Annotated in this window: 21 protein-coding genes; 12 read left to right on the forward strand and 9 right to left on the reverse strand. The window is 32.5% G+C overall.

Going from position 1 to position 24,151, the window contains the following annotated elements:
• A partial coding sequence (locus RMN92_RS10570) for a S8 family serine peptidase (protein WP_309609411.1) occupies positions 1–1,335 on the forward strand: 1,335 nt, incomplete at its 5' end.
• Between the two features lie 374 nt (positions 1,336–1,709).
• Positions 1,710–1,934 (forward strand): VF530 family protein, encoded by a 225-nt coding sequence (locus tag RMN92_RS10575; RefSeq protein WP_309609430.1) that lies wholly within the window; start codon positions 1,710–1,712, stop codon positions 1,932–1,934.
• Here RMN92_RS10575 and RMN92_RS10580 read toward each other — a convergent pair.
• The 5 genes from RMN92_RS10580 to RMN92_RS10600 form a co-directional block, all read right to left on the reverse strand.
• Positions 1,931–2,440, reverse strand: coding sequence for a DUF3575 domain-containing protein (locus RMN92_RS10580; protein ID WP_309609412.1), 510 nt, complete (start codon positions 2,438–2,440; stop codon positions 1,931–1,933). The two genes, RMN92_RS10575 and RMN92_RS10580, sit on opposite strands and share 4 nt — an antisense overlap.
• Before the next feature lie 169 nt (positions 2,441–2,609).
• Complete coding sequence (locus RMN92_RS10585) at positions 2,610–4,814, reverse strand: TonB-dependent receptor domain-containing protein (protein WP_309609413.1); 2,205 nt, start codon at positions 4,812–4,814, stop codon at positions 2,610–2,612.
• Positions 4,815–4,858: 44 nt separating this feature from the next.
• A complete protein-coding gene (locus RMN92_RS10590; RefSeq protein WP_309609414.1) occupies positions 4,859–5,368 on the reverse strand; it encodes a hypothetical protein in 510 nt (169 codons plus the stop codon).
• A gap of 22 nt (positions 5,369–5,390) precedes the next feature.
• Positions 5,391–5,939: a GNAT family N-acetyltransferase gene (locus RMN92_RS10595; RefSeq protein ID WP_309609415.1), complete on the reverse strand. Its 549-nt coding sequence runs from the start codon at positions 5,937–5,939 to the stop codon at positions 5,391–5,393.
• Positions 5,940–5,941: 2 nt separating this feature from the next.
• Positions 5,942–6,790: an aldose 1-epimerase family protein gene (locus tag RMN92_RS10600; protein WP_309609416.1), complete on the reverse strand. Its 849-nt coding sequence runs from the start codon at positions 6,788–6,790 to the stop codon at positions 5,942–5,944.
• Between the two features lie 112 nt (positions 6,791–6,902).
• Between RMN92_RS10600 and RMN92_RS10605 the strand changes: the two genes are divergently transcribed.
• Complete coding sequence (locus RMN92_RS10605; RefSeq protein ID WP_409024860.1) at positions 6,903–9,155, forward strand: M1 family metallopeptidase; 2,253 nt, start codon at positions 6,903–6,905, stop codon at positions 9,153–9,155.
• An 85-nt stretch (positions 9,156–9,240) separates the two neighbouring features.
• Here RMN92_RS10605 and clpB read toward each other — a convergent pair whose 3' ends face one another.
• Positions 9,241–11,850, reverse strand: a complete 2,610-nt coding sequence (gene clpB, locus RMN92_RS10610) for an ATP-dependent chaperone ClpB (protein ID WP_309609418.1) — start codon at positions 11,848–11,850, stop codon at positions 9,241–9,243.
• A gap of 248 nt (positions 11,851–12,098) precedes the next feature.
• On the reverse strand, positions 12,099–13,265 hold the full coding sequence (locus RMN92_RS10615; RefSeq protein ID WP_309609419.1) for a Gfo/Idh/MocA family oxidoreductase: 1,167 nt from the start codon (positions 13,263–13,265) through the stop codon (positions 12,099–12,101).
• Between the two features lie 202 nt (positions 13,266–13,467).
• Between RMN92_RS10615 and RMN92_RS10620 the strand changes: the two genes are divergently transcribed.
• Genes RMN92_RS10620 through ytxJ form a run of 9 tightly spaced genes read left to right on the forward strand, consistent with a single transcriptional unit; the run spans position 13,468 to position 21,420 of the window.
• The gene (locus tag RMN92_RS10620) at positions 13,468–14,682 is read left to right on the forward strand and encodes a nucleoside permease (protein ID WP_309609420.1); all 1,215 of its coding nucleotides are present in this window, start codon (positions 13,468–13,470) and stop codon (positions 14,680–14,682) included.
• 18 nt (positions 14,683–14,700) lie between these two features.
• Positions 14,701–15,576 (forward strand): TIM barrel protein, encoded by an 876-nt coding sequence (locus tag RMN92_RS10625; RefSeq protein ID WP_309609421.1) that lies wholly within the window; start codon positions 14,701–14,703, stop codon positions 15,574–15,576.
• Between the two features lie 18 nt (positions 15,577–15,594).
• Positions 15,595–17,280: a GMC family oxidoreductase gene (locus RMN92_RS10630; protein WP_309609431.1), complete on the forward strand. Its 1,686-nt coding sequence runs from the start codon at positions 15,595–15,597 to the stop codon at positions 17,278–17,280.
• A gap of 11 nt (positions 17,281–17,291) precedes the next feature.
• The gene (locus tag RMN92_RS10635) at positions 17,292–17,828 is read left to right on the forward strand and encodes a gluconate 2-dehydrogenase subunit 3 family protein (RefSeq protein WP_309609422.1); all 537 of its coding nucleotides are present in this window, start codon (positions 17,292–17,294) and stop codon (positions 17,826–17,828) included.
• 19 nt (positions 17,829–17,847) lie between these two features.
• Positions 17,848–18,711: a sugar phosphate isomerase/epimerase gene (locus RMN92_RS10640; RefSeq protein ID WP_309609423.1), complete on the forward strand. Its 864-nt coding sequence runs from the start codon at positions 17,848–17,850 to the stop codon at positions 18,709–18,711.
• A 16-nt stretch (positions 18,712–18,727) separates the two neighbouring features.
• Positions 18,728–19,780 (forward strand): sugar phosphate isomerase/epimerase, encoded by a 1,053-nt coding sequence (locus RMN92_RS10645; protein WP_309609424.1) that lies wholly within the window; start codon positions 18,728–18,730, stop codon positions 19,778–19,780.
• Positions 19,781–19,801: 21 nt separating this feature from the next.
• The gene (locus RMN92_RS10650; RefSeq protein ID WP_309609425.1) at positions 19,802–20,173 is read left to right on the forward strand and encodes a c-type cytochrome; all 372 of its coding nucleotides are present in this window, start codon (positions 19,802–19,804) and stop codon (positions 20,171–20,173) included.
• Positions 20,174–20,214: 41 nt separating this feature from the next.
• Complete coding sequence (locus tag RMN92_RS10655) at positions 20,215–20,976, forward strand: DUF1080 domain-containing protein (protein ID WP_309609426.1); 762 nt, start codon at positions 20,215–20,217, stop codon at positions 20,974–20,976.
• 57 nt (positions 20,977–21,033) lie between these two features.
• Positions 21,034–21,420: a bacillithiol system redox-active protein YtxJ gene (gene ytxJ / locus RMN92_RS10660; protein WP_309609427.1), complete on the forward strand. Its 387-nt coding sequence runs from the start codon at positions 21,034–21,036 to the stop codon at positions 21,418–21,420.
• A 50-nt stretch (positions 21,421–21,470) separates the two neighbouring features.
• On the opposite strand, the gene RMN92_RS10665 is transcribed toward ytxJ, so the two are convergent.
• On the reverse strand, positions 21,471–22,655 hold the full coding sequence (locus tag RMN92_RS10665) for a hypothetical protein (RefSeq protein ID WP_309609428.1): 1,185 nt from the start codon (positions 22,653–22,655) through the stop codon (positions 21,471–21,473).
• Between the two features lie 124 nt (positions 22,656–22,779).
• Complete coding sequence (fahA, locus tag RMN92_RS10670; protein WP_309609429.1) at positions 22,780–24,063, reverse strand: fumarylacetoacetase; 1,284 nt, start codon at positions 24,061–24,063, stop codon at positions 22,780–22,782.
• Between the last annotated feature and the right edge of the window lie 88 nt (positions 24,064–24,151).

Here is a 24,151-nt window from a genome sequence, read left to right on the forward strand (position 1 = left end):
ATATTTAATTGGAACCAAGTTTCTGACCAAGTGCTTTGGAGTGCTGCACTTCAAGGTCAAAATTTGATGACTATTGGTTTTGGAAATACAATCAATGATTTTGATAGAAGTAAACTTTCAAACAATCAATCCATTCAAAAAGAATTATTCGATATTATTGAAAGATATGAAGGAAAAAAAATCAAAGACATTTTAGTTTCTACCGATGCATATTTGAATCTTTTTGACGTACAAATAGAAAAACAAGAAACCATCATTGCATTGAAAAAAAGCAAAGCATTGCGATATATTGAACCTGCAGATTACAGATACTTAGAAAACAATGCTGATTATCAAAAGAAAAAATCTAGCTCTGGATGTGGCTATGAAACAGCCACTCTTGCCAGTTCCGATTATACAACCATAACACCAAACGCCAAAGTTCCGTGGGCATTTTACCAACATAATATTCCTGCTGCATGGAATATTAGCACTGGAGCTGGTGTGACTATTGGCGTTGTCGATACTGGACTTTCTGGAAATCAAAGTTTGATGGGTTCAAGTTTTAATAACGGACAATCATCTGGAAGAAACGTTCAAAGAATTGTAACTTATGTAGATTCTTTTTGGCCTTGGAGTACTACAACAGATGGTATTAACGATAAATGTGGACATGGAACAAGCATGTCATCCGTAGCTACTTCACCTAGAAATGATAAGGGTTTGCCAGTTGGAGTGGCGTACAATGCAAATTTAATAACTTATAGAGCATCTTCTGATGTTTTACTTGAAGGATATCATGAACAAAATGGTGTTAAAAATGCTTTTACGGGATTGGCAAACAATGCAAATGTTAAAATTATTTCCATGTCAATGGGTTATATATTTTCGGTAGGAAAAATTGAGGACGGGATTAGATATGCACATAGCAAAGGAAAATTAATTTTTTGCGCAGGTGGAACGTCAACAACATTTACAAATTTTGTGGGTGTAATTTTTCCAGCTTGGATGTCTGAGACTGTTGCCGTAACGGGTATAAAAGAAGGGAGTACTTATCAAAAATGTGATGTTTGTCACTCAGGAAGTAAAATCGATTTTACAATAGTAATGGAAAGATTGGGTTCAGGAAATACAATGCCAGTAAATAGTTACTACGATAATCAATCCAATTATGTAGGCGGATCATCTGTTGCCACAGCTACAACTGCTGGAATTGCTGCTTTGGTATGGTCGAAAAATCCAAGCTGGACTCGTGATCAAGTTTTGAATAAAATGAAACAATCTTCTAGTTTTTATCCGAATAAAAATTCAGAATTTGGTTATGGAAATATCAATGCGCTTTTGGCGGTGCAATAACTTCAAATAATACAATTTATTAATTAAAATATTTGAATAGGATGCTGTAATTGGTATCCTATTTTTTTTCATTTAAATCTATTGAAGGATATTCGATTACACTGCATGAGAAGCAAAGTAGACTCCATGAGAAGCAAAGTAGACGTCGTGAGTAGAAAGTAGACGTCGTGAGTAGTAAAATAGACGTCGTGAGAAGCAAAGTAGACGTCGTGAGAACTAAAGTAGACGTCGTTAGAAACAAAGTAGACGTTGTGAGTAGTAAAGTAGACGTCGTGAGACTGGTCGATATTTTGTGTAAACTCAAAATATTGAACAGTCCCAAAGAAAGAGCACATTTAATTTTGCAATAAAATTTGATAATGATACTTTTGTATATGCAAAATCAAAATTCAAAAGACCCGCTTCACGGAATAACGCTTCAAAAAATATTGGAGCAACTCATTTCTTTTTATGGATTTGATACTATGGGAGAACTCATAAAAATAAAATGCTTCCAAGATAATCCTTCCATTAAATCAAGTTTGACATTTTTAAGAAAAACCGAATGGGCCAGGAAAAAGGTAGAAGAATTGTATATTGCTAGTTTAAATAAGTTTTAGTTTAGTTTATAGCAAATCATAATTCCGCCTCGGTAGGGCAAAAATTCTCCACTTTTATTGAAACGATCGGCAGTTTCATATCTTAAACCAGTATTAAGATCGTAACCTTTATAAAAAGATTGTATGCTTCCGCCACCAATAAAAAAATCTAGCAAAAACTTTTCTGACAACTTTTTTTGGTAGCCAATTGTGCTACCAATAAAATAACTATATCCTTTTTGATTATAATTCAATAGTTGATAATCCCATCTTTGAATATTAAAAGTGGCACCTCCAATATGAAAACCAGCGTAGAAACCATTGAAAGTTTCATTAAAATGATAACGAATCTCTGGAGTTACAATCAAAAATTTTAATGGAGCTCCATTTACAGATTTCCAAAATGAAGCAGTAACATCTGTTTGAAAAGTAAATCTTTCAGCAATTTTTGTTTCAAAACCTATATTAGGAACCAATGCCAAAGCGGTAATTCCGTTTATTTTCAGGTAGGTTTGTGCAAAACCCATTTGACAAATTAAAAAAAATAAAATAATCAATAATTTTCTCATATACACAATCATAAATATAAAATAAGCATTGGGTGTAACCTGTTAAATTTCAACAAATATTGAAATTAAAAATAATTCCACCCAACGCTTTATAAAAAGTAAAAGTAGTTAAAAATACTTTTTAATATTACAATTGATATTTTAAACCCAAATAAATATTTCTTCCTGAAGCATTTATTCCTGATGCAAAAGTTCTATATTGAATATCTAATATATTTTCTACGCCAGTAAAAAGCATTAAGTCTTTGTATGGTTTAACCGCTGCTTTAAAATTATAGGTTTCCCAAGCTGGCATTCCGTTTGCTGGAGCGTAAACCAAATTATCTTCACCACTATTGGAATAATCTTCCAAATATTTTTTGCCGTTGTAAAGCATATTTAAATCTAGATTTATCCATTTGTTTTCGAAATTAAACCCTGTTTTTCCATAAAATGGCGGAATATGATCTAACGGTCTTTTTGGATTTTTATCATTTGCTTCAACACGACCGTAAGTAAAATTGAAGTTCCCGTAAAACTTTAACAATTTTGTTAAATTAATTTTCAATGCTGTGGAATAACCAAAAATATTGGCCTTTCCAAGATTCTGATTGGCGGTTATTTTTGTAAGCAAACCATCGTAGGTAGTGTTATTTTGTCCATTTAAATTAAAATTGTCTGTAACAATAACATCAAATAAACGAGTGTAGAAGATGGTGTTGTCAAATTCGATTGTTTTATTATCAAATAAAGTAATATTTAAGTCTCCAGTTACATTTTTTTCTGGTTTTAAATCTGGATTTGGAACAATAAGAGAAACACCTTTTGCTGATTCAAATACTTTAGATAAATCGTCGATATTTGGTGTTCTAAAACCTGTAGCAATATTAAAAGCCACTTTTACATTGTCTGTAGAATTGTTTGCAATTCCTGCCGATGCGCTGTATGTGATGTTTTTTTGATTGATGTCTGAAAACGGAAACGGAAAGAAAGTTTTGTCTACAAATTCACTTTTCAGTGAAGCGTAACCAGCTCTAGCGCCAAAATTATAAGATGTTTTCTCATTTATTTTAGCAAAATAAGTTGCAAAAGCATCTGTTCTTAGTGTGAAGTTTTTTCCATCAGAATACCTTGTGCTTGCGGCAGAGGGAACATTTGTTAAAACATTTATTCTGGTAGCAGTAGAACTCAAATCATCATAATAAGCTTCTACTCCGTATAGTAACTCCCCTTTTCCAAGTTTTGTTTTTAAATCTGCATTTACAGAAAAAACATTAACTTTTTCAATTCTTGATACTTGATTTGGTGCCTTATAATTTCTTGTGATTCTGCTTTCTTCCACGTTTTGGTAATTGGTTCCAATACTCAAATCGCTGTTTAAAAAAGCTTTTTGTTTAGTGAATTTATATCCTGCCAAAATTCTTTTTTGTGGACCATAATTCCAAGTAGCAGTATTTAAATCTCCGTTCGATTTTAAATCTGTCAATCGGTCATATCTAGGAATATCTGTCGTGGTCGAAAACTGCAAATTCAAACTGTGTTCTGTTATAGCATTTGGTTTAAACAATATTTTCTGCATGGCATTGTATTGTTTGTATCCAGAGAATTTTTGTACTAATGAATTGTCATTTTTTACAATATTATCAATGCCGTTTAAGGTTTCAACATAATTTGGTCTTTCTCCAAAAAAATCATTGTTTCCATTTTTTTTGCTTCCCATTTTCAGATCTCCAAAATCATTATAAGAAATTGACGTTAAAGTAGCCCATTTGTTTCCAGAAAATCTAAAATCTACGTGACCAGATTTTTCTTGGTTGGCAGAGGAATATCTAGTATTTAAGCTTCCAGAGAATGGTCTGTTATTGTTTTCAGAAAGTAAAAATGGTCTTTTTGTAATTAAATTAATTGCCCCACCCAAAGCGTCACTTCCGTATGGAGTTGATGAGGAACCGAAAAGAATATCGGTACTTTCGATCATATTTTCATCAACAGTAATTACGTTTTGTAAATGTCCACCACGAAAAATAAGATTATTCATTCTAATTCCGTCTACAAGTAAAAGAATTCTATTGGATTCTAAACCTCTAATCACAGGGCTTCCGCCACCTTGTTGCGATTTTTGAACAGCCAATTTCCCTGAATTAGAAAGGATGTCGGCTGCGTTTTGGTAATTTCCAAATTCGATATCTTTTTGAGAAATAGTTTGAATTTGTTGTGTACTATTTTTTTTGGATTTAATGTATCGTTGCGATTGAAGTTTTACTTCTCCTAGTTGGTTGGTAGTTGAGGTATCTGTTTGCGAAAAACCAGCCATAGTAGCCATAAATGCTACAACAGTAATTATTTTTTTCATTATTTATGTAATTAATTATTAATATTTTTTATAGAAATAATTAATTAACATGGTGGTTTATCAAGTTTTAATACTGTATTTTTTGTATTTTTAGTAAGAGTAAAATAAACATTTGGTGTAAAAACCTCAATTCTTGCCATTATTTTTTGAGTTTCAATAATATTAATAACAGCAATAAAATTGAAAGTATTGAATGACTTTTTCTGATTAGAATCCGATTTTTTAGATTTATGAAACAAACTTTGAAGATTAATTCTCATTTGATTTTCAAAATTATCGGCAATAACTTGAACAATTACAATTTTATTAGTAATTTTAAATGAAGCAACATCGTAAAAAATATTGTTTATTTTTATTTCTTTTTTGTCATTAAAACCATTCCAAGTTTCAATGGAAATTTCCTTAGTTTCAGATAAAAGTAATTTCGAAATTTGATTTTGATGTCTTATTTGTTGAAAATTCTCGATTAAAGTTCCGGAAAATACAAAACACAACTGTAAAACGTAGGACGTTACAATGGTTACAATGGCTAGGTATTTAATTTTTTTCAACATCTAATATCTTACAAATATAATTTTATTTTTTGATTAGCGAGTATATTATAGTGTCTAAAAATTCGCCATTATAAAATTCATTCTCTATTAAATGAGCTTCCTTTATAAATTTGTTTTTTTCTAAAACTCTGGCTGATGCATGATTTCTTGGATCTATGATAGCTTCTAGTGAATGCATTTTCATTTTATTAAAACCATAATCAACAAGTAATTCAACCACTTCGGTTATAATTCCTTGACCGCTATATTCTGGCAAAAGCATGTATCCAATTTCAGATCTAAAATGTTCCCATTTAACTCTATAATGTCCAACTATACCTATTAGTTTATCATTGCCTCTTAATGTTACAGCCCAATTGATACCTTCGTTTGTATCAATTTTATCTTGAATCATTTTAATGTGACCCAAAGCTTCTTCAATTGTTGTAACCAATGGTCTTGGTATGTATTTCATTATTTCTGGGTTGCTTCTCAATGCAAATATTTCAGATACATCACTATCTTTTATTTGTCTTAAAATCAATCTTTCTGATTCTAAATTTTTGAAAGGTAAAAAGAAAAAATCACTCATAATTATAAAATTTCAATTGAAAAAAAGCTTTCAAATTTATTGTTAGGTTCTAAAATTTGGATGCCTTCTTTACCATATAAATTTCCATTTGAACTTTCTGAATCAGAGTATCCAAACCAAGGTTCAATACATAAAAAAGAGGCTTTATTTTTTGTCCAAATGCCAAGATTGGGAAAGTTACCCAAATGTAATTTAATGTAAGGTATGTTATTATGTAAAATAATTATTGATTTTGAGTTCAATTGCTTAAAAATTAAAGCATCTTTCTCAAATAATGAGTAACTTAAATTTAATTTATTATTTAAAGTTTCAATATGACGATATTTTTCTGATAATAATCCGTTTTCAAGTTCATAACTTATTAAATTTTCGTCTTTTTCAAATAAAATTTGATAGTTTTTAATATCATTATCAATAGTAAAAGCTGGATGTCCTCCTATAGAAAAAGGCATTTTTAAATTCGATTTATTAGCAACAAAATAGGATATGTTCAAACTATTTTCAATCAATTCATACTTTACTTGTAGTTCAAATTTAAATGGATACTGTTTTAAAGTATTTTCATTTTCAGACAATAAAAATAGAACTGAAGAGGCTGTTTTTTCAATCACACTAAATTCGTAATCTCTAGCAAAACCATGTCTTGGAAGCTTGTATTGGTTATTGTTTAAGGTGAATGAATTGTTTTTAAGCTGACTAACAATTGGAAAAAGTATTGGAGATGTTTTATTCCAAAATTTTTCATCTATTGTCCAAATATAATTATGTTCATTTTTAACCAAATTTTCAAGTTCGGCTCCAAATGATTTTATGTTTGCTGACAAATATTTATTTTGAATATTTATTTTCATCAAAAAATCTGTTAATTAAAATGCAAGATATCAATTCCTTTAAAATTATTTTTGTTTTTTTGTAACTTAATAAACAAAATTCTGACCTATTAACAAAAAATAAATTATGAATATCAAAATTAACCTCTTTAAAACCATTTGTGTATTGGCTATATTTTTTAGCTTACCAACTTTAAATGCACAAACTGGCGATACCAAATCTGTTTCAAAATATAGCTATCATGATGCTTTTGCGCCAGGTTTTTACACAAAAAACGGAACCGAGACACGTGCTGCAAGCGGTCAACCAGGTGCAAAATACTGGCAGAATCGTGCTGATTATAAATTAACAGCTGTTTTAAACGATAAAACAAACGAAATAGTAGGTACAGAATTATTAACATATACTAACAATTCTCCTGATAAGTTGTCTTTTATTTGGATGAATGTAGATCAAAACTTGTTTAGGAAAGACTCTCGTGGAAACGCAATTATTCCTGTGTCAGGCAGTAGAAATGGTGCAAAAGGGGAAGTTTTTAATGGCGGGCACAATATTAAATCTGTAAAAGTAATTGCTACAATTAATGGTAAATCTTTGGAACAAGACGCTAAGTTTTCTGTTATAGATACAAGAATGCAAATTATTTTGCCACAAGAATTGAAAGCAAATGGAGCTTCAATAAAGGTTAAAATAGATTTCTCCTATATTTCTCCACTTTATGGTTCGGACAGAACTGGTGTACTTGAAACCAAAAATGGTAAAATTTTTACTATTGCACAATGGTATCCAAGAATGTGTGTTTACGACGATGTAAAAGGTTGGAACACGCTTCCATATATGGGTGCAGGAGAATTTTATTTGGAATATGGCGATTTTGATGTAGCCATTACAGCACCTGCAAATCATGTTGTGGTTTGCTCTGGGGATTTATTAAATCCTACCGAAGTTTACACAGCAGAACAACAAAAACGTTGGGCAACAGCCAAAAATAGTGACAAAACTGTCATCATCCGATCTGCTGAAGAAGTTACAAATGCCAGTTCTAGACCATCAGGAAAATCTATGCTAACTTGGAAATTTAAAATCAATAATTCCCGCGATGTTGCTTGGGCTTCATCTGCTGCTTTTGTTGTTGATGCGGCCAAAATAAATTTACCTTCGGGTAAAAAATCTTTAGCAGTTTCAGTTTATCCTGTTGAAAGTAATGGCGGAAACTCATGGGAACGTTCTACAGAATATACCAAAACATCTATAGAAAATTATTCTAAAAGATGGTTCGAATATCCTTATCCACAAGCAGTCAATGTAGCTGGTAATGAGGGTGGAATGGAATATCCGGGTATAGTTTTTTGCAGTTGGGAATCCAAAGCTGCAGATTTATGGGGCGTTACTGACCATGAATTTGGACACATTTGGTTTCCTATGATTGTAGGTTCAAACGAACGATTATTTGCTTGGATGGATGAAGGTTTCAATACTTTTATCAATTCTTTGAGTTCACAAGATTTTAATAATGGCGAATACAAACAGCCTGCTGCGAACATGCATCAAGTGGCTGGTGTTTTAACAAATCCAGAAATGGAACCTATGTATTCTGCGCCAGATGGTTTGAAAGAAAAAAATCTAGGTGTTCTGGCTTATTTTAAACCTGGAGAGGGTTTGGTGATGTTGCGTGAGCAAATTTTAGGCAAAGAAAGATTTGATTTTGCTTTTAGAACTTATGTAGACCGTTGGGCTTACAAACATCCAACTCCAGATGATTTTTTTAGAACTATGGAAAATGTATCGGGTGAAGATTTGAATTGGTTTTGGAGAGGTTGGTTTATGAACAATTGGAGATTTGATCAAGCGGTTTCAAGTGTTAAATATGTAAAAAATGATGCCAAAAATGGTGCTATTATTACTATCGAAAATCTTGAAAAAATGCCATTTCCAGTAATTTTGGATGTTAAAACCAAATCTGGAAAAGTAACTACTATCAAATTGCCTGTTGAAATTTGGGAAAGAAACATCAGTTGGTCATTCAATGCAAATACAACTGAAGAAATTGAAAGCATCACACTCGATCCAAATCATGTTTTTCCTGATGTAAATCCTGCAAATAATACTTGGACTTCTGGCACTGGAAGTATAGAAAAAGCGGTTGTTTTGGATGGCTATGCTGGAACTTTTTCAAGTAAACAAATTCCACTTAAAATTGTATTTAAAGAAGAAAATGGCGTTTTAATGGCTGAAGCAACAGGACAAGGTTCTATTGCTTTGGATCCAGCAGGAAAAGACAAATTTAAATTTGAACAAGGAGGAATCGAATTTGAATTTAATGAGTCTAAAACTGAAATGACGCTAAAGCAAGGCGGACAAAATATAATTTTTAATAGAGAATAACACTATTTTTTTTAATACAAAACCCTTTTAGAATTCAATTTCTAAAAGGGTTTTTTTATGCAACAATCCAAATAATTTGGGATTGTTAACTATTTTCAACTAATTCCGTTTGATTTCTAAAAACTAATTTTCCATCAAAACTATCAATCAAAATAATAGAATCTGTTGTTACTTTTCCAGACAAAATTTCTTTTGATAATTCATTTAATATTTCTCTTTGTATAACCCGTTTTACTGGTCGGGCTCCAAATTGCGGATCATATCCTTTTTTAGACAAATAATCAATCGCTTCTGGTGTGGCATCCATCGTGATGTTTTGAAGCGCCAGCATTTTAGTCACACTTTTTAATTGCAAACCTACTATTTGTTTGATGTTATCGTTCGTAAGTGGCGTAAACATAACGATCTCATCAATTCTGTTTATAAACTCTGGACGAACGGTTTGTTTCAATAATCCTAGAACTTCCACTTTTGCCAGTTCGGTTGCGGCTTCAACACTACCTTTTAAATTTTCAAATTTATCTTGAATAATCTGGCTTCCCATATTGGATGTCATTATGATAATTGTGTTTTTAAAATCGGCCAATCTACCTTTATTATCCGTTAATCGACCCTCGTCCAAAACCTGCAACAATATATTGAAAGTGTCTGGATGCGCTTTTTCGATTTCGTCTAATAAAATTACGGAATAAGGTTTTCTGCGAACGGCTTCTGTTAGTTGTCCACCTTCGTCATAACCTACATATCCTGGAGGCGCACCAACCAAACGGCTTACAGAATGACGTTCTTGATATTCGCTCATATCAATTCGGGTCATTGCATTTTCATCATCAAAAAGATATTCGGCGAGTGCTTTTGCCAATTCGGTTTTTCCAACACCAGTTGTTCCAAGAAATAAAAAGGTTCCAACTGGTTTTTTCATATCTTGTAAACCCGCACGACTTCTACGAACAGCATCGCTCACAGCTTCGATGGCTTCTTCCTGACCCACAACTCTTTTGTGTAGTTCTTCTTCAAGTTTTAATAATTTTTCTCTTTCGCCTTGTAGCATTTTTACCACAGGAATTCCTGTCCATTTTTCTACCACTTCCGCAATATCCTCACGAGTAACTTCTTCTTTAATCAATGAAGTTCCCGATTGATTTTCAGCCAGCTGTTTTTGCGAAACGTCCAATCTTTCTTGTGCTTCTTTTATTTTTCCGTAGCGAATTTCGGCTACTTTACCATAATCGCCATCACGTTCGGCACGTTCCGCTTCATATTTAAAATCTTCAATTTCGGTTTTAATGGCTTGAATGGAATCTACCACATCTTTTTCGGACTTCCATTTGGCATAAATCTCGTTGCGTTCTTCTTTGAGATTTGCCAAATCCATTCCGAGAATTTTGAGTTTACTTTCGTCTTTTTCTCGTTTTATAGCTTCAATTTCAATTTCTAATTGCATTATTTTTCGATCCAAAACATCCAATTCTTCGGGTTTAGAATTAATTTCCATCCGCAATTTTGATGCTGCTTCATCCATTAAATCAATCGCTTTGTCTGGCAAAAACCGATTGGTAATGTAGCGTTGCGATAATTCGACAGCCGCAATAATCGCATCGTCTTTAATTTGAACTTTATGATGCGTTTCGTATTTTTCTTTAATACCCCGAAGAATAGAAATGGCGCTTTCGGTATCAGGTTCTTCAATCATAATTTTTTGAAAACGACGTTCTAGAGCCTTATCTTTTTCGAAATATTTTTGATATTCGTCCAATGTAGTCGCGCCGATTGCTCTCAATTCGCCACGAGCCAAAGCTGGTTTCAAAATATTAGCGGCATCCATTGCGCCTTCGCCACCACCAGCGCCCACGAGGGTATGAATTTCATCTATAAAAAGAACAATATCGCCTTCGGCAGCAGTAACTTCTTTAACCACGGCTTTTAGTCGTTCTTCAAACTCACCTTTGTACTTTGCACCAGCAATTAAAGCACCCATATCCAATGAAAATACGACTTTATCTTTAAGATTATCTGGTACATCTCCATCTACAATTCGGTGCGCCAAACCTTCGGCAATAGCAGTTTTTCCGACACCTGGTTCGCCTACCAACATCGGATTATTTTTTGTTCGTCGGGTTAAAATTTGTAAAACCCTGCGAATTTCTTCGTCGCGACCAATAACAGGATCGAGTTTTCCATTTTTTGCCAATTCGTTCAGGTTGCGAGCATATTTATTTAAAGAATTGTAATTTTCTTCGGCTGAAGCCGATGTCACTCTTTCTCCTTTTCGTAATTCCTCGATAGCGGCTTTTAAATCTTTTTGCGTTACGCCTTGGTCTTTTAAAATTTGAGCAACTTTGCTTTTTGAACCAAATATTGCTAAAATTAAATGCTCAATAGAAACAAATTCATCGTTCATTTTTTGAGCAATAATTTCAGCTTCATTTAGTGTTGTATTTGCAGTTCTAGAAAGCATAACTTCTCCTCCAGAAACTTTTGGGAAACTTTGAATAGTGCTGTCTAAAATTTGTTCAAATAAGGAAACATTTACGTTGAGTTTCTTCAATATAAAAGGCAAAACATTTTCGTCAACTTCAAAAATAGCTTTAAAAATATGTTCATTTTCTATTTGTTGCTGTCCCAAACTTTGCGCCAATTGTTGTGCTTTCTGAATGGCTTCTTGCGATTTGATTGTGAATTTATTGATATTCATTTTTTTATGTTTTTAGTTTTTTATTCGGATTTAATTTTGAAATTACTATTGCAAAATAATGTTTCTATAATAATTTCGACAATATGTGTTCCAATAGTAATTTTAGGACAAAATGGCTGTTTTCAAGTAGTTTACATTATTTAATGTACGACAAATTGTCTCAGTGAATGTCAATTGTTGTATAAATAAAAAAATCCAAAAAAAAATCCCAAACGTTCTGTTGGGATTTAGAGCAAAGTATAAAAAAATTACATTTTAAATGGATACCATTTTATGTCTGAATTGGAAGAATTAACTACATTTTCTATAAATGCCATTCCGCGAACACCATCGTTTTCATTTGGGAAATCGAGCATAATTTCGGTTGGTTTTTCTCCATTTAATTCGCATAATAAGGTTTGTGCGAAGTTTTTATAAATGTTAGCAAAAGCTTCTAAATATCCTTCTGGATGACCGCTAGGAGTTCTACAATTTGAAGTCATAAACGGACTCAAATTTCCATAATTTGCGCCAGCACGCAAAATCTGAGTTGGCGCATCAAGCCATTTTAAAAGTAAAGTATTGGGTTCCATTTGATGCCATTCTAAACCACCTTTTTCTCCGTAAACTCTTATTTTTAAAGCATTTTCTTCGCCAGCAGCAACTTGCGAAGCCATCAAAACTCCATTCGCACCATTGTTGAAACGGAGCAATACATTGCCATCGTCGTCTAAATTTCTACCTTCCACTTTAATTTGTAAATCGGCACACAACTCCGTAATTTCTAAACCAGTTATGTATTCAGCCAAATGAGCTGCGTGCGTTCCGATATCGCCCATTGAGCCACTTTTTCCACTTTTAGCTGGATCTGTTCGCCAAGCAGCTTGAACATTTCCTTCGCGTTCAGATAATCGGGATAACCAACCTTGCGGATATTCAACCCAAACTTTTCGGATATTGCCTAAATCACCATTTTTCAACATGGCTTTTGCTTGTTTGACCATGGGATAACCTGAATAAGTGTGGGTCAAACAAAGTCTTTTTCCAGATGCTTTAACTTTCGCTTGAAGCAATAATGCTTGCTCATAGGTTAGCGTCATTGGTTTTTCTATAACCACATGAAATCCTTTGTCCAGAGCCAACATCGCAGGTTTAAAATGTGCAAAATTAGGAGTGACAATTGTAACAAAATCTATCCTTTTATCATCAGGAAGTGCCGCTTCTTTTGTTAGCATGTCTTCATAATTCAAATAAATTCTTTCATTATCTAAAAATAAATCTTTTCCCGATGCAATTGCAATATCTGGGTTTGTACTCAGAGCACCACATTTTATCTCAATCAAACCATCCATTGCTAATGCATTTTGATGAATTGCACCTATAAAAGCACCATTTCCTCCACCAATCATTCCCATCCTCAGTTTTCTTGAATTCATAAGTTGTAACTTTTAATGTTTTAATCGGTATAAAAATACTAAATATATTTTAACGATTAAATTAGATAATATTAACTTTTTTGGTTCAAAAAAAATGAATAATGTAAATTTAAATTTGTAAGTTTGAGTTCTTTATAAAAACAAGTCATTTTTTCGGAGTTTAAAATCGAGTTTTTCATTATAGTAAATTTAATTATTTAATATGAGAATAAATACAAGGATTCAATTGTCTGTAATGATGTTTTTCAATTTCTTTATTTGGGGAATTTGGTTTGTAACAATGGGAACTTTTTTGACAAAAGGTGCTATTGCAGCAACTGGAGCACAAACCGGAATGGCATATGGCACACAATGTTTGGGAGCAATTATCGCTCCATTTATAGTAGGAATGATAGCAGATAAATTTTTTGCAGCACAAAAGATTTTAGGAATTTTACATTTAATAGGTGCCGGTTTGCTTTATGTGATTTGCAACAGTACCAACTTTGATTCTTTTTATTCATTATTGCTAATTTATATGATTTTATTTATGCCAACATTAGCTTTAGTAAATTCAATTTCATTAAATCAAATTCAGTATGCAGAAAAAGAATTTTCAAAAATTAGAGTTTGGGGAACTATTGGTTGGATTGCAGCAGGATTAATCATTGGTTGGATGGCTTGGGAAGCTTCGCCAAAAACATTAAATATTACTTTTTTAGTAGCTTCAATAGTTTCGGTTAGTTTTGGAATTTATTGTTTCTTTTTACCCAATACGCCACCGCCAAAAGCAGGAAAATCTGTTAGTTTTTCAGAAACAATTGGTCTAGATGCTCTCAAAGTTTTGGCTGATAAAAACTATTTGATATTCTTTATTGCTTCTATTTTAATTTGTATTCCGTTGGCCTTTTATTATGGGCAGGCGAATCAATTTTTAAATGAAGTTGGAGTACAAAGTGCAGCCGCAAAAATGACCATGGGACAAATGTCTGAAACATTATTTTTATTTCTAATGCCTTTATTTTTCATAAGATTTGGAATCAAACAAATGTTACTCATAGGAATGATTGCTTGGGTTTTAAGATATTTATTATTTGCATACGGAAATGTTGATGATAATCTTTGGATGCTTTATACTGGAATTATTTTACACGGTATTTGTTATGATTTTTTCTTTGTTACAGGACAAATTTATACCGATCAAAAAGCAGGAAAAGCGGTGCGTTCTTCGGCTCAAGGTTTGATAACCTTAGCAACGTATGGACTTGGAATGTACATCGGTTTTTATGTTGCCGGAATGATTGTAGATCAAAATGCCATTAATACTGGCCACAATTGGAATAAAATTTGGATTTTCCCGTGTTTGTTTGCTGCGGGAATATCACTTATGTTTTTTGTATTCTTTAAAGAAAAAGCGAAGGTTAAAACTGAAGTTTAAATGATGTAAACAATAAAAATGAACAGAAGAGAAGTCATAAAAAATCTTACACTAGGAAGTTTAGCCTTTCCTACATTGATTGATTTGTCTTCTAATAATTTAAATCTAATAAATGAAAAAAGCTACAATTTAAAAGGTAATATCAATCATTCTGTTTGCCGATGGACCTATGAGCATCTTTCAATTGACCAATTGTATTTGTTAGTAAAAAAAATAGGTTTCTCAGCTATCGATTTGGTTGAACCCAAAGATTTTTCAATTTTAAAGAAATACAATATATATTCTTCAATGTGTACTGGGGCTCACATCAGTCTAGCTGAAGGTTGGAACAACCATAAATATCATGAAGTTTTAATTAGTAATTATTTAAAACATATCGATTTAGTGGCAGATGCGGGCTACAAAAATTTAATATGTTTTAGTGGCAATCGCAACGGAATGTCAAATGAAGAAGGATTGCGAAATTGTGTTTTTGGTTTGAAACAAATAATAGCGAAAGCAGAAAAAAGAGGCGTTATAATTCAAATGGAATTGTTTAATAGTAAAGTGAATCATCCTGATTATATGGCAGATTCTTCAAATTGGGGTATTTCACTTTGTAAACAGTTAGGAAGCGAGAATTTTAAATTGTTGTATGATATTTATCACATGCAAATCATGGAAGGTGATATTATTAGTACTATTAAAAACAATCATCAGTATTTTGGTCATTATCACACTGCTGGTGTTCCTGGTCGACATGAAATAGATGACTCACAAGAATTAAATTATGCCGCTATAATGAAAGCGATTGTAGCAACTGGATATAAAGGTTATGTGGCACAAGAGTTTATGCCATTATCTAAAAATAAAGATAAGGCATTAGAAATTGCAATTAAAATATGTGATGTATAATAAATTAAAATATGAATGATGACAAATAACACTTATGATGCAATTGTTGTTGGCTCAGGAATATCTGGGGGTTGGGCAGCAAAAGAATTAACTGAAAAAGGTTTAAAAGTATTGCTGCTAGAAAGAGGTCGTAATATAGAACATATTAAAGATTATACAGAACAAAATAAACCTATTTGGGAATACTCACATCGCCATTACAGGCCTACCAGACAAATGATTAAGGATTATCCAGTTCTAAAAAGAGATTATCCTCTCAATGAAAGAAATCTTTCTTATTGGGCAAGCGATAAAGAAAATCCCTATACTGAAACAAAACGATTTGATTGGTTTAGAGGTTATCAAGTAGGCGGTCGTTCCTTAATGTGGGGAAGACAAACGTACCGTTGGAGCGATTTAGATTTTGAAGCCAATATGAAAGATGGTATTGCTGTCGATTGGCCTATTCGTTATAAAGATATTGAAAAATGGTATTGTTATGTTGAAAAATTTATTGGTGTAAGCGGTTCTGTAGAAAATTTACCGCATTTGCCCGATAGTGAGTTTTTGCCACCTATGGATTTGAATATAGTTGAAAAAACTGTTGCTGCGCAAATTCGAAAACATTATGATGACAAACGCAGATTAATAATAGGAAGAGTAGCACATGTAACCAAACCAATTCCTGGAAGAATTCCATGTCAATATCGAAATATGTGTTGGAACGGATGCCAGTTTGGTAGCTATTTCTCTACACAATCTTCAACTTTACCAGCCGCTGTAAAAACGGGGAATCTGACTTTAAGACCATTTTCTATAGTTAAAGAAGTAAATTATGATAAAGACACTAAAAAAGCCACAGGAGTAACAGTTATTGATGCTGAAACGAATGAAGTAATAGAATTTAAAAGTAAAATAGTTTTTTTATGTGCCTCTACATTAAACTCGGCTTGGATTTTAATGAATTCGGCTCAAGATGTTTGGAAAGATGGGTTAGGAAGCAGTAGTGGTGAATTAGGTCATAATATAATGGACCACCATTTTAAACTAGGCGCTTGGGGAGAATTTGAAGGATTTGAAGATTCCTATTATTATGGATTTAGACCCAATGGCTTTTATATTCCAAGATATAGAAATCTAAATAAAGAAGGAAAAAGAGATTATATAAGAGGATTTGGTTATCAAGGCGGAGCATCAAGAACTGGATGGGAAAGTCAAGTAGCTGAGATGAATATTGGAAAAGATTTAAAGGATGTATTAGGAACTGTTGGTGGTTGGACTATTGGTGCGACCGCTTTTGGCGAAATTTTGCCATATCATGAAAACAAAATTAGTCTAGATCCTATTAAAAAAGACAAATGGGGCTTACCTGTTTTGAATATGGATGTCGAATTGAAAGAGAATGAAAAGAAGATGAAAATAGACATGAAAAATGATATGAAAGAAATGCTTGAAAAAGCTGGAGCAAAAAATGTCGTCACTTATGAATCTGAGTATGCGCCAGGAATGGGAATTCACGAAATGGGAAGTGCCAGAATGGGGTTGGATCCCAAAACTTCGGTTTTAAATAAAAACAACCAAGTTTGGGATTGTCTAAATGTTTTTGTAACCGATGGATCTTGCATGACATCTGCAAGTTGTGTTAATCCGTCGTTAACCTATATGGCTTTTACAGCTAGAGCCGCAGATTTTGCAGCTTCAGAATTGAAAAAAGGTAACTTATAAAATGTAAAAGTATGACTCGTAGAGATTTAATAAAAAATATTGCACTATTAAGCGGTGGTGTATTTATAGGTTCCAGTTTTCTTTTAGTAGGTTGCAAAAATGAGAATTCTGGCGCGCTAGTTTTTGGAGAAGAAATATTTGATTTACTATCTGAAGTGGCAGAAACTATGATTCCAGAAACGACTACTCCTGGCGCAAAATCGACTGGTGTGCCAAATTTCATAGGCAAAGTATTTGAAGATATTTATACAAGTAAAGAACAAAAAGATTTTTTAGCGGCTCTAAAATTAATCAATACAAAAGCGAAAGAAAAAATAGGAAGAGATTTTGTAGATTTATCTCAAGAAAAAAGAGAACAAATAATCAATGAAGTAAAAAATCCAAAAGACCTTGGATTTTTAGCACTATATCAAATAGTTTTATATGGATATTTAACTTCCGAAGAAGGATTAAAAGCCAATTTTAGATACACACCAGTTCCAGGCAAATTTGTTGGTGATATTCCGTATAAAAAAGGCGATAAAATGTATATGGGATTAAGTTTATAATGTTTTAAAATTATTAGTTATGAATAGAAGACAATTTGTTGTCAAAACTGGTCAGGCTACAACTTTATTAGCCTTATTTCCAAACATAGCTTGCGGAAGCAAAACAGTGTCTACTGATGGTATTTTTAAAGAATTCGGCATTCAATTATGGACATTGAAAGATGTGATTAATGACAATCCCAAAGAAATTTTTCAGCAAATTGCAAAAATGGGTTATACACAAATTGAAAGTTTTGAAGGGGAAAAAGGTATTTTTTGGGGAATGAAACCAAAAGAATTTAAAACTTTTCTAAACGGAGAAGGATTAAAATTGGTAAGTTCTCATTGTGACTGGACAAAAGATTTACAACAAAAAGCGGCTCAAGTAGCAAGTATTGATGGGAAGTATTTAATTTGTCCATGGTTAGGACCACAAAAAAGCATAGATGATTTTAAAATATACGCAGACAAATTCAATAAAGCGGGTGAAATATGTAAAAAAGAAGGAATTACATTTGCCTATCACAACCACGATTATTCTTTTAAAGAATTAGAAGGACAAATTCCACAACAAGTATTAATGGATTTTACAAATCCAGAACTAGTCGCTTTTGAAATGGATATATATTGGGTTGTAACAGCTGGAGTGGATCCTTTAGAATACCTATCAAAATATAAAAATCGTTTTAAATTATGCCACATAAAAGATCGAATAAAAAATACAACAGAAGCTTTTGCATCTTGCACACTTGGAGACGGCTCGATAAAATATGCTGAAATTTTAACCAAAGCCAAAACCTACGGTATGGAATATTTTATATACGAACAAGAAAAGTACAATAAAAAAGGAGCTTTATTAAATGCAAAAGAAAGTGCGTTGTATTTAAAAAAAATGTTACGATAAAAAGTCAAAAAGACAAATGAAAACTATAAAAGGCCCAGCAATATTTTTAGCACAATTTTATGGAGATAAACCACCATTTAATACAATCGATGGTATTTGTCAATGGGCTTCAAGTTTAGGATACAAAGGGGTACAAATTCCTACATGGGATGTTCGATATTTTGATTTAGAAAAAGTAGCAAATGACACCGTTTTTGCAAACGAATATAAAGCAAAAATAAATAGTTACGGGTTGGAAATTACAGAATTATCAACACATTTGCAAGGACAACTAATTGCTGTAAATCCTGCTTATGACAAATTATTTGATGGTTTTGCACCAGATTCTTGCAAAAATAACCCAAGTGAAAGATACAAATGGGCAGTACAACAATTAAAATGGGCAGCAAAAGCGTCCCAAAATTTAGGATTAAATGCTCATGCTACTTTTAGTGGATCATTACTATGGCAAATGGTCTATCCGTGGCCTCAACGTCCAGCTGGACTTGTTGATGAAGGTTTTACAGAACTAGCAAAAAGATGGACTCCCATTTTAAATGAATTTGATAATTGTGGTGTCGATTTGTGTTATGAGGTTCACGCTGGCGAAGATTTACATGATGGCATTTCGTACGAGTTATTTTTAGATAAAGTAAACCAACATCCTCGTGCTTGTTTGCTTTACGATCCATCTCATTTTGTACTTCAATGTTTAGATTATGTAACCTATATTGATCACTATCATGAGCGAATAAAAGCCTGTCACATAAAAGATGCCGAATTTAATCCAAACGGTAAACAAGGCGTTTATGGTGGCTATCAAAACTGGGTGGATAGAGCGGGAAGATTTCGTTCACTTGGCGATGGTCAAGTTGATTTTAAGAAAGTTTTCAGCAAATTGGCACATTATGATTTTCCAGGTTGGGCTGTTCTTGAATGGGAATGTTGTTATAAAAAACAAGAAGATGGCGCTAGGGAAGGAGTTGAATTTATCAAAAATCACATTATTAGAGTTACAGATAAAGCCTTCGATGATTTTGCTGGCGTTCAACAAGACGAAGAATTCAACAAAAAAGTGTTAGGAATATAAATTACAAACAATAAAATTTTTATGAAGAAAATAATTTTAATAGGACTCCTCGCTTCAGCAATTATTTCCTGTAGTGAAAAAAAGAAACAAAATTTATATGAAGATTCAGAATATACAAATGAGGAATCAGTTACTGATACTGGTTTCAAAAAAGGAGCCGATTTGATAGCAGCATCAGATTGTTTGGCATGCCATAAAATTGCTGAAAAATTGGTGGGACCATCCTATCAAGACATTGCGGCAAAATATACAAGTAATGATCAAACAGCTTTAATAAAATCTATCATGGAAGGAGGATCAGGAAAATGGGGAGAAGTTCCCATGACCGCTCATCCAGATATAACAAAAGAAGACGCTGGAGAAATGGTAAAATATATTTTATCTTTAAAATAATAATTTATTAAGTCATGATAAAAAGAACAATTATACTGGTAATGTCTATAATTTTTGGTTGTATTTTAATACTAGCATGTAAAAAGCAAACCAACGTAGCAACAGAACAAAATACAATCCATATTAAAAACGAAAAATTAATGGAAAATGTATTGTCTGAGGTCGAAAAAAAAGAAGGTTGGCAATTATTATTTGATGGGAAATCTTTGGATGGTTGGCACAAATATGGTACAGATTCTATTGGAAAAGCATGGATAATTGATGATCAATCCATTCATTTAAATGTTTCAGATAAGAAAGAATGGCAAGCAAAAAATGGTGGCGACATTATTTCGAAAGATGAATTTTCAAACTTTCATTTAAAATTAGATTGGAAAATTACCAAAAACGGAAACAGTGGTATTATTTTTTATGTTCACGAAGACAGCAATCTATTTAAATATCCATGGATGACAGGTCCTGAAATGCAAGTTTTAGATAACAATGGTCATCCAGATGCTAAAATAATAAAACACAAAGCAGGAGATTTATATGATTTAATTACATCAAAAGAAATGGTTAAACCCGCTTACGAGTGGAATCATGCAGAAATAATTGCTAGCAATGGGAAACTTGAATTCTATTTGAATGATGCCAAAGTTTTAGAAACCACAATGTGGAATGAGGAGTGGAAAAAAATGATTGCAAAATCTAAATTTAATGAGTTTCCAGGTTTTGGAACATATAAAACAGGCAAACTCTGTTTGCAAGATCATGGAGACAAGGTTTGGTTCAGGAATATTAAAATTATGCAACTAAAATAAAATGATTATTAGAACTCAGGTTTTTTGTAACTTTGCATAAAGTAAATACTATACAATATGAGTTTTTTTAAAAATATATTTGGAAGTTCTGAGGATGAAATTTCAAAGTCAAAAGTAAATTGGATTACACTCAACGATATCAATCAATTGGATGAAATTGTGGCAGAATCAAAATTTAAACCCGTAGTTATTTTCAAACACAGCACAAGTTGCAGTATTAGCAGAATGGCTTTGAAAGGTTTTGAAAGGGATTTTGATTTGGACGATGAGGTTTTGGTATATTTTCTTGATTTACTAAATTTTAGAGACGTTTCTAATAAAATAGCCTCTATGTTTGATGTCAGACATCAATCTCCACAAATTTTAATTATTAAAGATGGAATTTCAATTTACGATGCTTCTCATGAAAATATTGATGTCGCAATTTTGAAAGAAAAATTATAATGTAATAAAAGACGCTTTCAAAATTTTGAAAGCGTTTTAATTTAAGTTCATTATCTTCTAAACTTATTTTGAGAAATTATCCCTTTAAGTTTAGCTTTTAAATCTTCACCCGTATCATAAACCATTTGTTCGTTGTTAGGAAATTGAACTGCACGTTTATTAAAATATCCCATATAGCTATCATCGCAAGCATTTCTATCGCCATTGTATGTGGCATAAATGTGCTCGAAAATAAATTCGCTGGTTACTGGAAATGCTTCAATAAGTTGGTTGTTTCTAAAATCGATATAATCTATTTTTGCTGTAACTTGGCAAGATTTGAACTGCTTGAATTCATAAATATTGACTCTAATATTTTTAAAATTATCTACTTTTATCGCGTGACCCAAACTATCTTTCACCACATTTCCATTGGAATCAAGAAGTGTTTTCATGCCATCCTTGATTTGTTTTTCTTTGATAAATTCTTTCTCTTTAATTTGTTCTGGTGAAACATTTATATCACGAAAATTGACAATCATTCCATAATCATAAACAACATTTTTCTGTTTATTGCTATGGTAAACAGTCCATTTGTCATTCAGTCCAAATGTGCTAAAATCAAGCAAATCATCTTGCAATCTTTTTGGGATAATCATGTTTGTTTGATTTTTCGTATACACACTTACAAAATCTGTACCTTTAAATTTTGCCTCATCCATTAGGTTTCTTACATCTTTATAACCAGGATTGATGCTTTCCAAATAATCCATATCATCAAAAGATTTACGAATATCAAATTTATTTTTAGATTTTAAAAGCACAGTAGCATTATCGTACAAATATTTAGAAAGTGCATTTTTACTATTTACTATTTGATCACTATAATTATCAAATGGAAAAATGGCTTCCCTTCCTTTTTTTAATAATTGCAAAGGCAAAAGTGGACGAATACGCTCCTGACGAGAATTTAAATTCAAGTAGGCATTATATATTCGTTCCAAATTGGCAGGATTGGCATCTTTTGCTAGCATATCAACATTTCGCAAATCGCGTTCTTTTGCTTTAGCAAATGCTTCCTCAAGTAAGTAAACGTAATCTTGTTTGCCTTTAGCATCTTTTTTGGTACGTAAATTGTCGATAGCTTTATTTATAGCTCCGTCGTAGTCGCCATCACTGAGCATGGATTGCGTTTTTTTAACTCCACAAGCTGAAATTATAAATAAAAAAGATAATAGAAAGGTAATTTTCTTCATAAAGTAAGTTTTAAGTTAAGCAATATTTTTTTAATCTATAAGATAGTTATTTTTCAGTATTACAAACACTAAGCCAAAAAATTAACTTTTACATTAAATATGTCAAAATAAATTTGATAAATAATTATTTCATTTCGTTTGCTGGCAATAGTTTGCTGGAAACTTCCCCAAAACCTATACGAACTTTTTCATTTTGACAGAAACCTTTCATGATTACAGTATCGCCATCATTTATGAATTTTCGTTCAGATCCATCAGACATTTGGATTGGATTTTTTCCGCCCCAAGTCAATTCAAGCATCGATCCAAAACTGTCTGGAGTTGGTCCAGAAATAGTTCCAGAACCCATCATATCGCCAGAATTCACACGGCAACCATTGCTGGTATGGTGTGCCAATTGCTGACTCATAGTCCAATACATATATTTGAAATTGGATTTTGATATGACCAAAGTTTCTGCATTTTCAGGCTGAATAGCCACTTCCAAATTGATGTCGAAAGCATGATTTCCTTTTTGCTGTAAATATTTGAGTGGCATTGGATCTTGTTTTGGACTAGCAACCCTAAAAGGTTCCAACGCATCCATAGTAACTATCCATGGAGAAATTGATGAAGCAAAGTTTTTGGCTAAAAACGGACCTAATGGAACATATTCCCATTTTTGAATATCGCGCGCGCTCCAATCGTTCAATAAAACCATTCCAAAAATATAATCTTCCGCTTCATCAATAGGAATATTTTCTCCCATTATATTGGCATCTGTTGTTATAAATGCTGTTTCAAGCTCAAAATCAACTGCTTTCGACGGACCAAAGACTGGTTGTGTTTCTCCAACTGGCAATGTTTGACCATTTGGTCTATGCACAGGAATTCCAGATGGAACAATAGTAGAACTTCTACCGTGATATCCTACTGGAATGTGCAACCAATTTGGAAGCAATGCATTTTCTGGATCACGAAACATAGTTCCTGTGTTGGTCGCATGCTCTTTACTAGAAAAAAAATCGGTATAATCTCCAATAAATACTGGAAGTTGCATTTCCACATCTTGCATTTTAAAAATTACAATATCTCTGTGTTTTTTGTTTTCTTTTAATTTATTATTATCAACATCAAAAATATCTGCGATTCGATTTCGGATCAAACGCCATGTTTTTTTTCCATCAGAAATAAAATCATTAAGCGTGTCTTGCATAAAAACATCATCAGTCAATTCAATTCCTTCAAAATAATTTAATTGTTGTAAAGCACCTAAATCTATGGCATAATCGCCAATTCTTGTGCCAACGGTTACTATATTTTCTTTGGTTAAAAAAACACCAAAAGGAATATTTTGAATGGGAAAATCGCTGTTGTTATTAACAGTTAGCCAGGATTTCCGAGTAGGATTGTTTGACTTTGTAGGCATAGGTCTTGTTTTATTTGTTGAAAAAATTCGTTATCAAATAAAAATGCCTTGGTCGAACTGGCAAAGGATCAATTCGGCGGTCTCGACG

It is taken from the genome of Flavobacterium sp. (genome assembly GCF_031363805.1).
In the GTDB taxonomy this organism is placed as follows: domain Bacteria; phylum Bacteroidota; class Bacteroidia; order Flavobacteriales; family Flavobacteriaceae; genus Flavobacterium.